Annotated in this window: 16 protein-coding genes and 1 other RNA gene; 3 read left to right on the top strand and 14 right to left on the bottom strand. The window is 29.8% G+C overall.

What is annotated here, in order from left to right; translation table 4 throughout:
• Nucleotides 1–232: 232 nt before the first annotated feature.
• From G319_RS0103605 to rny, 5 genes are all read right to left on the bottom strand, one after another.
• Entirely contained in the window at nucleotides 233–898 is a 666-nt protein-coding gene (locus G319_RS0103605) for a LemA family protein (protein ID WP_026389713.1), read from the bottom strand.
• 41 nt (nucleotides 899–939) lie between these two features.
• Nucleotides 940–2,808, bottom strand: a complete 1,869-nt coding sequence (locus tag G319_RS09860; protein WP_026389712.1) for an MAG1210 family protein — start codon at nucleotides 2,806–2,808, stop codon at nucleotides 940–942.
• A 139-nt stretch (nucleotides 2,809–2,947) separates the two neighbouring features.
• Entirely contained in the window at nucleotides 2,948–4,879 is a 1,932-nt protein-coding gene (locus G319_RS09855; RefSeq protein ID WP_026389711.1) for a hypothetical protein, read from the bottom strand.
• Between the two features lie 143 nt (nucleotides 4,880–5,022).
• A complete protein-coding gene (locus G319_RS04765; protein WP_051350883.1) occupies nucleotides 5,023–6,522 on the bottom strand; it encodes a DEAD/DEAH box helicase in 1,500 nt (499 codons plus the stop codon).
• A gap of 152 nt (nucleotides 6,523–6,674) precedes the next feature.
• Complete coding sequence (gene rny / locus G319_RS0103585) at nucleotides 6,675–8,186, bottom strand: ribonuclease Y (RefSeq protein ID WP_026389710.1); 1,512 nt, start codon at nucleotides 8,184–8,186, stop codon at nucleotides 6,675–6,677.
• 186 nt (nucleotides 8,187–8,372) lie between these two features.
• Here rny and nagA point away from each other — a divergent pair, with 186 nt between their 5' ends.
• Nucleotides 8,373–9,515 (top strand): N-acetylglucosamine-6-phosphate deacetylase, encoded by a 1,143-nt coding sequence (gene nagA / locus G319_RS0103580; RefSeq protein WP_026389709.1) that lies wholly within the window; start codon nucleotides 8,373–8,375, stop codon nucleotides 9,513–9,515.
• 92 nt (nucleotides 9,516–9,607) lie between these two features.
• Here nagA and G319_RS0103575 read toward each other — a convergent pair whose 3' ends face one another.
• Together G319_RS0103575 and nagB are read right to left on the bottom strand one after the other, a co-directional pair.
• Nucleotides 9,608–10,606, bottom strand: coding sequence for an aminoglycoside phosphotransferase family protein (locus G319_RS0103575; RefSeq protein WP_026389708.1), 999 nt, complete (start codon nucleotides 10,604–10,606; stop codon nucleotides 9,608–9,610).
• A gap of 319 nt (nucleotides 10,607–10,925) precedes the next feature.
• Nucleotides 10,926–11,645, bottom strand: coding sequence for a glucosamine-6-phosphate deaminase (nagB, locus tag G319_RS0103570; RefSeq protein ID WP_026389707.1), 720 nt, complete (start codon nucleotides 11,643–11,645; stop codon nucleotides 10,926–10,928).
• Nucleotides 11,646–11,801: 156 nt separating this feature from the next.
• Here nagB and G319_RS0103565 point away from each other — a divergent pair, with 156 nt between their 5' ends.
• Nucleotides 11,802–12,635, top strand: a complete 834-nt coding sequence (locus tag G319_RS0103565) for a MurR/RpiR family transcriptional regulator (protein ID WP_026389706.1) — start codon at nucleotides 11,802–11,804, stop codon at nucleotides 12,633–12,635.
• A gap of 20 nt (nucleotides 12,636–12,655) precedes the next feature.
• Here the strand turns inward: G319_RS0103565 and recA are convergent, their stop codons facing one another.
• The 4 genes from recA to G319_RS0103550 form a co-directional block, all read right to left on the bottom strand.
• Nucleotides 12,656–13,696, bottom strand: coding sequence for a recombinase RecA (gene recA, locus G319_RS0103560; protein WP_035358871.1), 1,041 nt, complete (start codon nucleotides 13,694–13,696; stop codon nucleotides 12,656–12,658).
• Nucleotides 13,697–13,729: 33 nt separating this feature from the next.
• Nucleotides 13,730–14,200, bottom strand: coding sequence for a CinA family protein (locus tag G319_RS0103555; protein ID WP_035358869.1), 471 nt, complete (start codon nucleotides 14,198–14,200; stop codon nucleotides 13,730–13,732).
• Between the two features lie 42 nt (nucleotides 14,201–14,242).
• Nucleotides 14,243–14,580: RNase P RNA component class B (gene rnpB / locus G319_RS05000), an RNA gene on the bottom strand.
• A 42-nt stretch (nucleotides 14,581–14,622) separates the two neighbouring features.
• On the bottom strand, nucleotides 14,623–14,967 hold the full coding sequence (locus G319_RS0103550; RefSeq protein ID WP_026389703.1) for a DivIVA domain-containing protein: 345 nt from the start codon (nucleotides 14,965–14,967) through the stop codon (nucleotides 14,623–14,625).
• A 60-nt stretch (nucleotides 14,968–15,027) separates the two neighbouring features.
• Between G319_RS0103550 and G319_RS0103545 the strand changes: the two genes are divergently transcribed.
• A complete protein-coding gene (locus G319_RS0103545; protein WP_026389702.1) occupies nucleotides 15,028–15,516 on the top strand; it encodes a Holliday junction resolvase RecU in 489 nt (162 codons plus the stop codon).
• On the opposite strand, the gene G319_RS0103540 is transcribed toward G319_RS0103545, so the two are convergent.
• From G319_RS0103540 to G319_RS0103530, 3 genes are all read right to left on the bottom strand, one after another.
• Complete coding sequence (locus tag G319_RS0103540; protein WP_026389701.1) at nucleotides 15,497–16,033, bottom strand: DnaD family protein; 537 nt, start codon at nucleotides 16,031–16,033, stop codon at nucleotides 15,497–15,499. The genes G319_RS0103545 and G319_RS0103540 overlap by 20 nt on opposite strands.
• A 65-nt stretch (nucleotides 16,034–16,098) precedes the next feature.
• Nucleotides 16,099–16,374, bottom strand: coding sequence for an HU family DNA-binding protein (locus tag G319_RS0103535; RefSeq protein WP_026389700.1), 276 nt, complete (start codon nucleotides 16,372–16,374; stop codon nucleotides 16,099–16,101).
• A gap of 41 nt (nucleotides 16,375–16,415) precedes the next feature.
• The gene (locus tag G319_RS0103530) at nucleotides 16,416–17,417 is read right to left on the bottom strand and encodes an NAD(P)H-dependent glycerol-3-phosphate dehydrogenase (RefSeq protein WP_026389699.1); all 1,002 of its coding nucleotides are present in this window, start codon (nucleotides 17,415–17,417) and stop codon (nucleotides 16,416–16,418) included.

Genomic DNA, 17,417 nt, shown 5'->3' with positions numbered 1-17,417 from the left:
TTTATTTGTTGTTTTGTTCATATTAGCTCCTTAAGATAGAAGCAAATCGTATTTTCACTCATTTACAAAATTAGTATATCAATGATTTGTAGTTTGGGAAAAACAATATTTTCTTATACAAATTAGTAACCAATAAAAAATATCTTTTCACTTTATCTCATTAAGTATTAGGAGAAAAAATATAAAAGTGTCCTTTTTACAAAAGAAAACCAACCTTTCGGTTGGATTAATTTTAGAAGAATGTTTCTCTTGCTCTTTGTTTAACTTCACTTGAAGTTGAGAATGGAATTCTTGTTGTGTAACCATTTTTAGCAGCAACAATTTTATATGTTGGTCATTGGTTTACTTTTGAATTTCATGTAGTTACTAAATCATTGTAGTTTGTTCTACCGGCAGTAATTTCTCTTTGTAAGTAACTATTTTGTTGCATAGCATTCATAATAGTATCTTGAGATTTTAATTCTGGGTAGTTTTCAAAAGCTAAGTTAATATTTCTTTGGTTGATATCTAATTGTGATTGGATTTCATTTCTTTGGATATCATCAAATTTATTACCTGAACGAACTTTAGCAATTTCAATAAAAGTTGATTTATCTAAATCAACTGAACGATTAACTAAGTTAACAACGTCACTTAAAATAATAACTTTTTGTTCAATAATTGAATCTAATTCTGAAGCTGCACCATTAATTCTTTGTTGTAAACTAGCTAAGTAGTTTCTTGCTTGGATTTTTTTGATTGTAAAAATAATTCCAGGAATAATAAATAATACTCATAAGAAGATTTCAAATACTAGTGAACCTGTTCCTACTTCCATTTTCAATTGTTTTTCAATTACATTAATATCTCGTCCTTCTTGGTTAACAGGACCTGTTAATTCATCAAATTCATTTGCCATAATATTGGTCTCCTTTTTTATTTATTAATTTAATTATACAATTATTTTTTAACACTTAAGATGTTATTTAAATAATCATAAATTTTGGCAGAGTTATTATCATTTTTAATTATCGATACATAACCATTACCTAATTTTAAATGATCAGAATTTATATTCATTTCATTAAAAATATTTCTGATTTCTGGATTACTATCATCTGTTTTATTGTAGAAATCTCTTCTAGATATTTTTGTTCCTTTTGAAACTAAAACATTTGATATATTATCAACTGCTATGTATTCTGTTCAAGGGACTGGAACACTATGTAATCTTCCATCTCCTCCTCATGTAGGGACAAAGTCAACTCTACTATAACCCTCATAAGACATTGATAACACTTCTAATTCTTGATTATTGAATTGATTATTAATCGGATTTACCTTATAGATACTATCTGTCATTGAATTAGGGTTCTCTAGTAACCTGCGATCAAAAGAGTTAATAATGGTTTCAAGTTGGACATTATCCATCTCATCTTTTTCATCAAAATCATACTTATCATCAACTTTAAATTGTTGATACATTGGTATTGATAATATTGGTGCAATGATAAAAAATAAATTCTTGAAGAAATTGTTATTAAAATCAACAAAGCTTTTTTTGATAACTTCAAAATCATATGAAATATGCATATCCGGACTTGGCAATAAATTACTATTTAAAAGTTCAGAGTATAAGAAGTTTAAATTCCCTCTTTTGATAAATTCAAAATTATCATTATATCCTTCTTCTTTATTTTTCATTAAATCTAATAATTGTTCTTGAGCTAGCGCACTGAATAAAAGTCTAAATTGAATTTCGTCAGTTCTATCCAAAGCATTAAACATAACTTCAAATTCCATATTTGCCATAGCATTAAAAGATGTTCCTTCTTTGACTGCTTTAACACCTTTTTTATCAATCTTCTTATAGCCTTTTTCAATAAATTTTTCATAACCTTTTCCTTCTGTTGTTTTAGCAGAATTTGGGATTCTTGAAAAATTTAATTTCGGTGTAGCATCATTAGCGAAAATGAAATCATTTGAAACAAAATATTCAGGAAAGGGTTTAAAAACGTTTGCTACTAATGTTTGTGTTCTAACTCTTGTTTGTCTTTTCCCTTGAGAATCTGTATAAGATTCGGTTCAAGAGATTAACAAAGTCCCTGTATAAGTCTTTGTTATTACATGATGGTTTAATTGCTTAGTGATTAAGAAAGGATTATCAGCAATTGTTCCAGATTGTGCAAAGATAAACGTCTCATCAAGTCCAGCTGTCAAATTTTTAAGACCACGATCGGTAAATTGTTGCATTCGTTTTTTAGTAACAAAAGAATCAAGTTTAACGATTGGTAAAAGTTTGCTCATAATTCTTGGTGTATCACTTCATTCAAAAGCTAAATTCAAATTGTGCATTTCACCATAAGCTTCAGCTATCAATTTATCACGTTTATCCTCATTCTTTTTCTTTTCAGAATCAGTTTCTCTAATTTTGGGATTAACTACTTTTGTAATTAAAATAATGAAAGTTATAACTAAACCAACAGCTAAAATAACTCCACCTAGTAATAACCCTTTGGTTAAAGACTCTCACGACTCTCACTCTTTACACAACAAGTAAGTTGCAATAATAGAGAAAATACTAAAAAGCACACTTAAAACTATCATTAAAATTTTTCAAGATCTAAGTTTTGAAAGATTGTTTTGTAATTTGTCAATTTGGTCTTCTTTTTTATTGATTTTAGAAACTGTAATTTTGTTTTGTTCAATATCAACTTTGGATTCTTTAACTAACTTATCAAAAAATTGATCAATAGCTAATTCGGCCTCGTGTTTTAGTTGACTGTTATACGTCTTAACAGGTTCATGTATTTCAGCATATTTGCTCATATTTACCTCTTCTTCTACTATTATAATACTAATTTTCATGTTTTATAATAACCATTCACCCAATTAATTCTCGCTTGTAAAAAACAAGAAACTTCTTCAAAACATATTGAAGAAGTTTAAATAATTTTATGGAAGTAAATTATACTCGTTTTAGAATTTTTGCCTGCTTTGCCCCAACAAATGACAATGTAGCACAAATACCAATTTCTAAAACTAAAAATAAATAATACAATGTCGAACTAGCATTCATTGCTTCAGCTTCCTCACCCATCATTAAAGTAACTGGGACAACAAACACAAAAAGTCCTACAAGAATTCAAATTATTATATTCAATGCTCGATAAGTTTTTAATCGTTGTATGTCACCCTTTTTCTTATCAAAGAATATAGTTAAATACATTATAAGAACTGCACCAGTAAATAGTATCAGCATGACAAAACCAAATTCCATCACAAAATATTCATACGATTCATTAATTATTGATACAACAATATTTGCAATTAAAACTATTATATTTGCAATCAAAGCACTAATACCTATTATTGAAAATTTCCTTAGTTTAGCCACAGCTCTTTTACGATTAGCTTTGTTTATAGTTTGGCGTTTTTCATATTCCTCTTCAGTCTCTTCAACCTCTACTTGAGCACTTGTTTGACCGTTAAGTTTTATTCTACGTTGTTTTGCCAATAACTCTAAATCAGATAATTGTTCTATTACAGAATCTTGAATATCATTTGGATTTTGATTCACATTTATTTCAATTGTTGATGTCTCTTGAGAAATAACATCACTATGTTTATTAGAATTGAAAGATATTATTGGGTCAATTTTTCCATTTGTTTGAGCCTCAGAACGAGGATTGACATATTCTTCTTCATCAACAGTTTTCATTACCTTTTGATAATCTGAAATAGATTTTTTTCTAGAAAATACAAATCTTTTTTTACTTGTTATGATTGCATCAAGTCTATCACTTCTAATGTCTTTGATGAAATACTTATAACAAAATAAGCATGCAATACCAATAACAATTAATAAGATAGATTCTAATCACATTTCAACAGCTGATGTTCCATTATTTGAAAACATCACATTTGTAATGAACATCACTATTCCGCTTAAGAGCGTCAACACCCCATATACTAATTGAGTTGTTGCCAAATTATGTGCTGTATTTCTTATTTTAGTAGCTTGTCTAACATTTGCATCTGCGGTCATTATTTTTATTGATTGATATGTCATAATGATTGATATCACACCATGTATAAGTAATTCAGTTGCGAAAAAACCAAAAATAACGTCAAATTCAGACAATGATATTCCAATTTTAATAGCCAAATAAACACCAATCATAAGTGAACACAATATTCTTAACGAAGCAACCGCAAGTGAATAAATAGATACTTTCTTAAATCTCATCAAGATTGACTTTTGCGAACTCGTTAGTTCTTTGAAGTTATTTTGTTCAAATTTATTATTTTCTGCAAGTTTAATTATTGAATTAATTACAAGCATTTTTTTAGCCAAGAAAACCATCTTAGAAATGAATAGTCCAGCCAATAAAACTGAAATTATTATGAAAAATATACCCATTCCTGTATTTGTAGTACTTACTCCCAAAGCTAAAACTCCAAAAGCTAGAAGCAACTCTCCAAGTCCGACATAAAACTCATTGGCAAACATTCGTTTGGCATATCGACTATAAAAGATGTTTTCAGTAACCCTTTTCTTGTTGTTCATGATCAAAAACATCAAAGGTAGTATCGTAAACAAAACTAAAACAAAAGCAAAAAAACCAGCACTAAATGTAAGTTGGAAATCCCTTTCAAAATCCACATTAGCTCCCCACATAACAGATGAAGATATGAAAATTATTACTGCAGCAATAGCTATAGTAGCGCTATATAAAAAGATTCCAATTTTAGATCAATGAGCTACTTTTTCAAAAGCTTGTTTACGAGTTTTTAAATCCTCATCACTGATTATGAAATCATCAGCTAATGAACGAGCAATTACCTCATCTTCATTTATGCGTCCATTTAAACTGCGACTGCTATTTCTTTTACCCATTTTATTACCTCTTCTATCTTAAATAATGATACTTAAAAAAATGATCAAATTATCGGTATTAAGCTTTTTATTTACTTTCTTATATTGCAAGTCTTATACAAAAAAACACAATCGCTTATTCAACGATTGTGCTAATTAGTTTTTTATCATTTAATTCCAGTTGCTGTTTTAGAATTTGATTTGCCTTTTCTTTTCGGTTTTTCACTTCTATCTCTATTACTGAATGAGTTTTCACTGTTTGATCTTGATTTGTTGTTGTTTCTTCCTGATCCATTTGATGATCTTCCGAATTCACTTCCGCCTCTTGATGATTCACCACGTGATCCACCATTTGAAGATCCACCACGTGAACCTCCTCTTGAAGAACCTCCACGAGATCCACCATTAGAAGAACCTCCACGAGATCCCCCTCTTGAAGATCCACCACGTGAGTTCCCACCATAAGATCCACCACGTGAACCTTGGTTTCTTCCACCACGGTTACCACGTGAACGTTCTCCACCGAAACCACCTTGAGTTTTTTCTACACCATATTCTTCATATCCAATTTCATCAATAGTAATTTTGAATTCTTTTTCAATGTCTCTAATTTGGTTAAGAACACCTTGGTTTTGGATGAATGAGATTGTTTCTCCAGTGTTTCCGTTACGTCCTGTTCTACCGATACGGTGAACAAAAGCTTCGTTTTCTCTTGAGATATCGTAGTTAATAACGAAATCTACTCCATCAATATCAATTCCACGAGCTACAACGTCAGTTGCAACTAATACTTGAACTTCATTGTTTTTAAATGCTTTAATTGAACGAGTTCTTTGTGATTGTTGTTTATCACCATTAATAACTACAGATTTAACTCCAATTGATTTTAAGTTTTGAGCAATTTTGTCAGTGTTTGATTTAGTGTTTGTGAAAACAATAACTCTTTTAGGTTCGTGTTTTTCAAATACTTTTAAGATTAAGTCTTCTTTACTAATTCCTTTTGTGAAAACAAAAGTATTAGAAATGTTTGTATTAACTTTCATAACGTTGTTAATTTCAACTAATTCATAATCTTTCATGTAGTTATCAGCAATTTGCATAACTTTAGGTGTGTTTGTTGCTGAGAATAATCCAATTTGAACATCTTCAGGAGCACGGTTAAATACTGCATCGATTTCATTTTTGAATCCCATTTTTAGCATTTCATCAGCTTCATCAAGAATAATTGTTCTTAATTCTCCTAATCTTAATGATCCTCTTTGTAAGTGGTCATTTACACGTCCTGGTGTTCCAATAACGATTTGTGCGTCTCTTAATTTATTTAATTGATCGCTCATTTTTGCTCCACCAATAATTGGTGCAATTGATAGCCCGTTCATTCTTGATCCAAATTTTCTTGTTTGGTCAACAATTTGCATAGCTAATTCTCTAGTTGGTGCTAGAATGATTACTTGAACTTTTTTTAATTTAACGTCAAGTTGGTTTAAGATTGGTAATACGAATGAAGCAGTTTTCCCTGTCCCAGTTGATGATTTACCAAATAAGTCTCCTCCATTAAGGAAAACAGGAATCGCTTTTTCTTGGATTTCTGTTGGTGTTGTAAAGCCGTTAATTTCTAAGGCTTTTAAAATATTTTCATTTAATTGTAATTCTTTGAATGTCATTTTTTATCTTCGTCTTTCTATTATAATTGGGATAAAAAAATTAATTCAAATCACAAGTACATTCGTTGATTATAACATAATAAACAATGTACAGTAGAAATAAAACATATTATATTTTTATCCGAAATAAAAAGAGCCTTTGCTCTCTTATTTTATTTAATTACTCTAATTTCTCGTTTTTCACGAATAACTGTAATAGTAATTTCTCCGGGAATAACAACAGCTTGTTGAATCCCTTCTTTCATCTTTTCAACAATTGTATATAACTCTTCATCACTAACTTCTAGTGGATCTACAATTACTCTAATTTGTCTTCCAGATTGTAATGCATAAGTTGTTTTAACTCCAGGAATTGCATTCCCGATTTTTTCAACTTCTTTCATTCTTGAAATGAAATCTGAAATAGTGTTATTTCTAGCTCCAGGTCTTGAAGCTGAAATAGAATCTGCAATCGAAACAATTACAGCGATTTCACTATTTTTTGGTGCATCCTCATGGTGTGATTCAATTGTATTAATAACAACTTCACTTTCTCCATATTTTTTTGCAGCTTCTGCTCCCAGAATTACGTGGCTTCCTTCTTCTTCAAAATCCACAGCTTTTCCAATGTCGTGAAGTAATCCCGCTCTGATAGCTTGCTTTGTATCTAATCCTAATTCAGCAGCAATAGTTCCTGCTAATTTAGCAACTTCGATAGAGTGATGCAATACACTTTGACCATAACTTGTACGGTATTTTAATTTACCAATTAATTTAACTAAGTTGATATCCATATCTTTGATATTTAATTCACGGATAGTTGTATATCCAGTTTCAATGATAATGTTTTCAATTTCTTGTTCTTGTTTTAATAATTCAGATTCAATCTTTACAGGTTGAATTCTTCCATCTACTACTAATTTTTCAAGTGTCTTAGTAGCAATTTCACGTCTGATTGGATTGAAAGAAGATACAGTTACAATACCTGGTGTTTCGTCAACAACAATGTCAACTCCGCCATATTGTTCAAAGGCTTTAATATTACGTCCCTCTTTACCGATAACTCTTCCCTTCATCTCGTCATTTGGAAGTTTAACAATATTTGAAGTTTTTTCATTTACAACATCAGTTACGTATTTTTCCATAGCTCCAATTATTATCATATTTGATTTTGCTTTAGCTTCTGCATGAGCAACTAATTCAGCATTTTTAACATATGAACTTAATTCTTTTGAAACTTTTTCTTCGACTTTTTTCAATAGTAAATCTTTGGCTTCAGTCTTGCTAAAACCAGAGATGTTTTCTAAAGTTGAAATGATTTCAGAAGTTTTCAAATCATAATCTTTACTTCTTTTTTCAAGATCGAATTCTTTAGCTTCTAAACGTCTTTCTTTTGTTTCTAAAATTTCTCTATCTTTTTCAATAGAAATCATTTCATTTTTAATTCTGTTTTTTTCATTGGTAATTTCTAACATTTCAAATTCTTTTTCTTTTTGAAACGTTACTTTTTGATCATTTATTTCTCGATAACCATTAGCGAGAATTTGTTTTCTTTGTTTGTTTGCTTCTTTTGAAATTTGTTCAATCTTAATTTTTCGGCTTTTTGAGAGCACTAAATATAAAATTATTCCAATTGCAGCAATTAATGCGATTGTCAAAATCACAATAAATATAATTTCTGTCATTTCCTAATCTCCTATGTCTATTAGGAAAAGTGTGGTGTACATATCACTGTACTTTTTTATTATATTCTTTTATCTTCTTCAAAAGAATACCTATGGAAAAAACTTTCATATATTCTTACTGTTATTAGTTACAAGGTGTCTCAATTCTTTTATGCAAATATATAATTTAGGTATAGAGGTGATTACATGTTATTAAAAAATGCAAAAATAGTACTTGAAGACAGAATAATAGAAAATGGTTATGTTGTTATCGAAGAAAACATTATCAAGGAAATTGTTGAAGGCGATACCAAACTTGAAGGAATCGATATTAAGGGAAACTGAATAATGCCTGGTTTTATCGATTGTCATGTTCATGGTGGATATGGAGTTGATTTTGAAACTGGTGATAAAGAACGCTTTGCTATTTTTTCTAAAAATGTAACTCGTGAAGGTATTACAAAGTACTATCAAGCTTCTGTTTCAAACAGTGTTGTTGATAATGATAGATATTATTCTGAATTTGGTGAATTCATGAAAAACCAAAATCCAGTTGGTGCACGTTGTATGGGTGCGCATATGGAAGGACCTTTCATTTCACCAGATAAAAAAGGTGCACATGATCCAGAACTATTAATGGCTCCAAATATTGAGTTAGCAAAGAGATGAAATGATTTAAGTGGTGATAACTTAAAAATAATAACTTTTGCCGGTGAATTACAAGATGGTAGTTTTACAGCCTATTGTTTAGAAAATGGAATTCTTCCAAATATTGGACATTCAAATATGGAAGCTAGTGAATTTGAGAAAGATTTCAACTTAGGTGTTCGTCAGGTATGCCACCTATTTAATGGGATGAGTGGTGTGGATCAAAGAAGACCAGGACTTGCAACGGCCGCTTTAAACCATGAAGAAGTACTATGTGAAGTAATTTCTGATGGGGTTCACATAATGCCTGAAACTTTAAAATTAATTTTTGATCACAAAGGTCCAGATAAAATCGCCATTATTACCGATGCTATGAATGCAAAAGGTTTAGAAGATGGTAATTATAAAATCGGAGACTTAGAAGTTATTAAAAATGGCATTACAGTTAAATTAACATCTAATGGTGCTTTAGCTGGAGCTGGAGCTACTTATGACCACAATGTAAGAACTTATAAGGAAGTTTGTGACATAGAAATGACAGATCTAATTAAGATGACTTCAGTAAATATCGCCAAACAATTGGGTATTTTTGACACAACAGGAAGTATAGAAATTAGTAAACTAGCCGATTTAGTTGTACTTGATAAAAATTTAAATGTTGAGATGACAATCGTTGAAGGAAATCTTGCATTTAAAAGATAACTAGATTAAAAATACTTTTTACGATTAACCAATTGAAAAGCAATAAAAAAGGAACCTTGGTTCCTTTTTTGTTTCATAGCAATTTAAACTAATTAACATTCACCATCGTTAAACACTTTCACAATCGAAGTCTTTTGTTTTTCGAAATATATTATTTTATCGATAGTCTCCCCAATTTCCTTGAAACCAATTTCTTTTTCTTTTTCGTCAACGTCCAATATAAAGGCCCTCTTTATGTTGTATTCCAGCCAGTCAAACCTTCCAGAAATATAGTTGGCAATAATTTGAAAGTCTATTCACCTAATAGAAGAATTGTCTCTGTAATGTTTTATAAACAAACTCAAATTATTGTAATCAATACTTTGTTCATCAAATCCAGATCAATATAAAGCTGTTTCAAAAATCTCTATATAAGGATTATTCAAACTCAGCGTTTCTAAATCTATGATCAATGGTTTATCATTTTCCCATAATACATTTTTTACATGAAGATCATTATGGCAAATAGTGTTTATCTCAGGAATATCTAAAGAAGCGGCTGCAATTTCATTTTCAACTTTTGATAGATATTCAATTATAGAAATATACTTTAAATAAAGATCGTTATTTTTCTCTTTAATTACATCTATGTATTTTCCCCATTGGTATTTAGGAATATTTTTTTCACTTGTGAACTCAGCATTATCGTTAACCTTTATTGAATGAATGTTAGCCAAAATTTTAGCAATCTTTTCAACATCATTTTCATTCAAATCTTTACTTTGTTTATAAGTCCCATTTATATATTCATACAAATAGTAATATCTGCCATCAATTTCTTGCATTTTCTTTGAATTAAATTTTAAAGATGGAACAAGACTAATATTATTTTCAACCAATATTTCCTCTAAGTAATCCGCTTTCTGAAAATTGACAAAAACTCCGTCTCTTTGCATAATTTCTTGATTTAGTAACTTCAAAACTTTGCTTTGATCATTAGTCTCTAAAAGAAGCACTTCATGTAATAATCCACCAGATAATTTGGTAATTTTTACATCTTTATGCCCACCCATATTTCTAGCAACAATTTTCTTAACTATTTCATTTCCCATTTTAATTAACCTTTTTTTCTATTATATATCAATATACTAGTGAGAGGTAGAATCCTGGTTGAATAAGCTCTAATGCACTTCATACGTGTGTTGATATATCTTATATTCACAATACTAGAACTTACAAAGTAGTTAAACATTGAGATGACAATCATTGAATGGAAAACAATTTACGATGAATGGAAAATATATCCATAGTAACTTAAAAAGTAAAAATTCAGATGTTGTTTCCTGGTCATGTTTTCGTTTTCCTTATTATTTTCCTCATTTTTCAACACTAAATCTGCCATATGAAAACTTTAACGAACTCATATAGGTTTTATGATAACAACGTTCCAGCTTCTTCATCAATTAAAACCGTTACATTTTCGTGTCTTCGGAGAACTGTGCATGGTCATTCTATTGAAATTTCACCCTCAACCAATTGTTTTATGGCTTCAGCTTTATTTTTACCAGTTGCTAATAAAATAATTTCCCTCGCATTCATAATTGATTGAAGTCCCATTGATACAGCTTTCAATGGCACATCTTCTTTTCTATCGAATAATCTTGAATTGGCTTCAATTGTTGATTCAGTTAATTCTACAATTGATGTTAAAGAATCAAATGGTGTATTTGGCTCATTGAAACCAATATGACCATTAACCCCCAATCCCAAAACTTGTAAATCAATTCCACCATGTTTCTCAATTAAAGCATCGTATTGACTAGGATCTACATTTGCATCTCCAGAAGGAATAAATGTATTTTCTAAATCAATGTTAATATGATTGAAAAGCTTTTCATTCATAAAATATCTGTATGATTGTATGTCCGTTGGTTTTAATCCTAAGTATTCATCTAGATTGAATGTTGTTGTATGTTTAAAATCAATTTCTTTATTTTTGAATTTGTCGATTAGATTATTGTATAAAGGAATCGGTGTTGAACCAGTTGCTAACCCCAAAACGATTTTAGAGTTTTCCTTTATTCTGTTAGCCAATATTTCAGCTGACTTAGAACCAACTTCTTGCTCATTTTTTAATTTAATAACTTTCATGATATAACCCTCATTTCTCATATCTTTCACTTATATATTATTCTCTGATGAAGGCTAGTTTTTTTTATTTAGGCAAATTAAAGGCAAAATGTGGAATTTTTTTTCTCTTATTAGATAATTAAATGGAAATAAATTTAATTATCCTGGAGGAACAAAATGAGTAGAGAAATATTTTCGCAAAGTAATTCTGATTTAAAAGATAATTCAACAAAAAATAAAATGATTCGGTTCATAAACGAACACACCGAACAATTCTTGGAATTAAGCATCGAGATGATTGCAAAAAAAGTAGGTGTTTCAGTCTCTTCAGCATCACGTTTTGCTCAAAAAATGGGTTTCAAAAATTTCAAAGAGTTGCAATTCTATGTTAATCAAAAAAATCGTGCAGTTGGTAGTACATATGCAATAACTGGAGGAACTACAATCAGTGAGCTTGTAGATAACATTAAAACTTATAACATCTACTCTATTATCGAAAGTACTAATATCCTAGATTTCGATGCGATTGAGAGAATTACTAAAAAAATTATTAAATCAGATAAAGTCATGATTTATGGTACAGGTTCATCAGCACTAGCATGTCAAGAACTTGATATCAATCTTAAAAAAATGGGAATCAACTCTATATACGAATCTGATTTTCATAAAATTTTAGAAAACATTGTACTAATGAACAATGATTCGCTAGTAATCATCAATTCTAAATCTTGTAAAAATCGTGAGATAGTTTTTTTATTAGATCATTGTCATGAGTCTAATATCCCAGTGGCATTGATCACAAGTTCCGTTACGAATATAATATTTGAACCAGACTACAAAATATTATTTAAAACTATTGATCAACGTCAAAGATACTCAGCAATTTCTTCCAAGATAGCCCAGCTAATGATTTCTGACATCATCTTTAACAATGTGGCCAGAGAAATTGTTAACAAAGATAAAGTTATATCTGCAACTGATAATCTAATCAATAAATGAAATAACAAATAAAAAAGCACAGCCGTGCTTTTTTATTTGTTCATTTTATTAATTAGTTCATTTTCAATTTCTTTAAATTTATCCGGGTTATTATCCATTCACTCGATCACTAGATTTTTACCTTGTCCAATTTTCTCACCTTTATATGAGTATCAAACTCCAGATTTTTCTAGCACATTATAAAGACCAGCTAATTCTACAATCTCAGCCTTACGATTAATCCCTTTATTATAATTGATTGTAATTAAAGCGGTTTTGAAAGGTGAAGATACTTTATTTTTAGCAACTTTTATTTTAACTTTATTTGCTGTGTGTTCACCATTAGTAATAATTTGTTCACCTTTTCTAACTTCAAGTCTAACAGAAGAATAGAATCGCAATGCTCTTCCACCTGGAGTAATTTCTGGACTTCCAAATATTACACCAACCTTTTCTCTCAATTGATTAATGAATATTACCACTGTATTTGTTTTAGAAATGATACCATTCAACTTTCTTAGAGCTTTAGACATCAAACGAGCTTGTAATCCGATTGATTGATCACTCATCTCTCCATCTAACTCTGCTTTAGGAACAAGGGCTGCTACTGAGTCTAAAACAACGATATCGATAGCTTGCGATTTAACTAACATTTCTAAAATATCGAGTGCTTGCTCTCCACTATCGGGTTGTGATACTAAAATATTTTTAATATCAACGCCTAGATTTTTTGCATAGTTTGGATCTAAAGAATGTTCTACATCGATAAATGCTGCCGTTCCACCAAGTTTTTGAGCTTCAGCAATTGCATGTAATCCCAAAGTTGTTTTACCTGAAGATTCAGGACCATATATTTCAATAATTCTTCCTTTAGGATATCCACCAATTCCAATAGCTTGGTCAATTAGAAAACTACCTGAAGAAATAACTCCAAGTTTAAGATTCTCTTCTTCTCCCAATTTCATAATTGCACCTTTACCAAATGACTTTTCAATGTTTTTCATAACATCTTTAAGAGTTTCATTTTGTCAAATATCTTTTTCGTTATCTTTCATTCTAGAAACTCCTTTAATATTAGTATTTTTAATTTCCATAATACCTCCATTAAGTATTAGGATTTTTTTGAATTAATTTACCATTTTATTTAATTTATTTATTGCAAATTCAACAGCAAAGTTTTTAAACTCTTCTCTATTTAGGGTTGGTTGGTTGATTTCGTAAGACTCAATTAGCCCCAAAAATCATATTGAAATATAACCAACACCAGCCGGTTTATCTTCTAGACCACTTGGTCCAGCATTTCCTGTAAAACTCACACATACATGAGTTTTTAATTTTTTATTAGTCTTAATAACCATCTCTTCAGCGCATTGCTGAGAAACTACACCATATTTTTTAATAACTCGTTTATTAACCTTGACAACTTTAGTTTTAAAGTTGTTTTGGTAACTTATAAATGATCCTTTAAAAACTTTAGATGCACCACTAACATTTGTAATAGCATTTGAAAATGCGCCACCTGTAAATGATTCACATGCTGACATCGTTAAATGTCTAGCTTCAAGTTTCTTAAAAAGCTTTGTAATCTTTTTATCCATGTTTGTATCACCACAAACTATTAAAAAATAAGATGAGATTTTGATAATAACCCACGTTTTGTACTGTTGCCAGCGTCAACCATCTATCTAGCATTGCTGCTCCTATTTGACATTCAATTCTGTCAAACAAGCTCCTCTACCAAAATTTGAGTTTCTTGCTTATGGGGTTTACCGCGTTCCATTTCCAGGTTTCCCTTTATTCGTCTCTGTGGCACTTTATAGCTTCACCATAGTTTCCCTTAGGCTCTTCTATGCCGTCAATATTTTCATACTGCCTAGTCTTATTTTTTCGACTAGCATAATCACTACAACCATCGCAGGTTGTGCAAGCGTGGAGTTTCCTCTATATCATTTTTCAGATATAGCGATTGACCCTCAAAACCTCTAATTGATTTTACCTTATTTTCCTAGTTTATCTTTCTTTATTTATTCATTTTTTTAGCAATATCCGCGATTGCTGATTCAATTCTATTAATTTTTTGGATAACATTTGAATCTGCTAGTTCATTTTTAACAGCTTCATGTCTTTCCTTACGTAAGTGTTGAACTTGGTTAGTAAGATCATCAATCTCTTTTTCAGATTTGTTCTTATCTTTTCTAAGTTCTATAATTTCTTCTTTCATGATATTAATAGTTTCAATGAAGTGAATGTAATCTCTTTGAACATCATCTAAAAAATCATTGACTTGTTCCATCTTGTAACCCTTAATTTCTGTTAAGAAGTTTGCATCTCTAATATCTTCACTTGTAAATTTATTTGTCTTCATAATTATCATCCTTTAAGTAAATATTATCATTTTTTTCCTAATAATATATGAGGAGGACTTATGTATCCATTAAAAAACAAAGGCAAATATTTAGAATCACTTTTAAACATCACTCACCAAAAATATCTTGAAGAAGATATATGTGTAGTTAGTAATATATCACCTGGTGTTTATTTCACCAATCCTTCAAAGAACTTGAATTTTAAAGCTAATTTTAATTGCGATTATATCGGAATTTATAAACATCATTACTTTGAGTTTGAGGCCAAAGAAACTTATCAAGAATGATTTGATTTCAAGGCCTTCAGGCCCAATCAAATCAAAAAACTAACACTTGTAAGACAACATGGAGGAATAGCCTTTATGATAGTTTATTTTGCCAATTATGATGAATTTTATTTAACTTCATTTGATAAAATTGCGAATTATGTAAAAGAAAACAAAAATAGAGTTCCATATGAATGATTTAACATCAATTCATATCAACTCTATTTAGATAGTCATCTAAAGTTGGATTATTTAAAATTTCTTAATTATCTATTCAATTAAATCTTGTAATAGATTTAGGTTTAGATGTTAACTCTTTAGAAATTTTCTTTTTAAGATCTTTGTAGTCAACTACATTTTCATGATTAATAATTTCTCTTAATTTATTTTCGGAGATACTTACATTTATCATGTTAGAAAGTTCAGCTAATTCAGGGTCTGAAATAACTATTTTTGATTTCACAAATTGAACAAAATCTTCATTTTCCAAAGCCATATATCCGCTCTCTTCAATGATTGCGATTTTTTGGAATAATGGAGAAAAGTCAATAATTTTTGACGTAACTTTTACTAAATCTTGTTCCATTAATAATTCAATTTGATCTTCAATATCTTGTTCTGAAAGATTCATTTGTTTAGATAAAACATTAGGAGTTATGAACTTCTTGTCATCTTCACTCAAAGTCATAATCATCATAACTATCATAGTTTGATTTTCAGTTAAACCAATCTTTTTGTAGTTAGTTAATAAGATGTTTCTCTTCGAAACAATTCCCTTTTTCATTAAGTCTAATAGCATTTCATCCTCCTGTTGAATAAAAAAAGTTGCTTTTTAATATGCAACTTTATTTTAAATCATTTTTATTATTTATTTAATGATTCTTTTAATTGTTTAGCTGGTTTAAATTTAGCACTTTTTGAAGCTGCAATGTTGATTTTTTCACCAGTTGATGGGTTGATACCTTCACGAGCAGCACGTGCGCTGATTGCGAATTTACCGAATCCAGCGATTGAAACTTCGTTTCCAGCTGCTAATTCGTTAGCAATTTGCTCAAATACTGATGAAACAATACCTTCACATTGAGCTTTAGAAATATCTTCATTTTTAAGAATTTCTTCAATTAATTCTTTTTTAGTCATATGTATGATCCTCTTTTTCTTTTTTGATTTTTGTGTTTAATCTAAACCAATTTAACACCTTTAAAAAGATTGTTAATTAATGTGATTGGTCTACTATTATTATATATAATTTGATAAATAATATCAAAAAGTGACGAATTTATTTTATATTTTTCACACATCTTGTATGCAATTTCAGCTGAAGCTACTCCTTCAACTGTAAATTCAAAACTTTCCATAGCAACTTTAGCATCTCCAGTTTCAGCGATTGCTAATCCTAATCTAAAGTTACGTGATTTTTCAGATGATGCAGTAAGAATTAAATCTCCAAGTCCTGCAAAGTTTAAGAAAGTTTCCATTTTTGCACCATATTCTTTGGCAATTAAATACATTTCATTTGCACCAACTGTAATTAATGAGGCTTGCGCATTATCTCCTGCATTGAACCCTTTAAAGATTCCAGCAGCGATTGCCACCGTGTTTTTCAAAGCTGCTCCAATTTCACATCCCGGAATATCATCTCCTGGATAAACATAGAAATATTCATTTGTAAATACTTCACATAATTCAGCTGCATTTTTAATGTCATCTGCAACCATCATTAAAGCTGTTGGTTTTCTTTCAACAACCTCAATAGCTACCGATGGTCCATATAATGCTGCATAATATTTCATTAAACCAGTTCCATCAAGTTCTCTTTTAACAACTTTAGATAATAAATCTAAGTTCTCTTCATCTAAACCTTTAGCTGTATTAACAATGATCATTTCATTCTTAGCATATGTTTTAACATCAGATAATACCTTGTTAAAAGCAAATGAAGGAACTCCTAAAACTAAAATTTCAGTATTTTCTAAAGCTGCTGCTATATCAGTAGTAGCTTTAATTCTTTCATTAATTTTAATACCTTTAAAGAAAGTGTTATTTTCATGTTTTATATTGATGTCATTCACTTGAGATTCTTCAATCCCAAACATAACAACATTGTGACCATTATCACTTAAAACGTTTGCTAATGCAGTTCCATAAGCTCCTGTTCCGATAATTGTAATATTTTTTTTCAT

Source organism: Tullyiplasma multilocale ATCC 49900 (assembly GCF_000483165.1).
Classification (GTDB): domain Bacteria; phylum Bacillota_I; class Bacilli_A; order Mycoplasmatales; family Mycoplasmataceae; genus Tullyiplasma; species Tullyiplasma multilocale.
The sequence above is the reverse complement of the archived record's forward strand: the minus strand, read 5'-3'. Positions and strand labels throughout refer to the sequence as shown.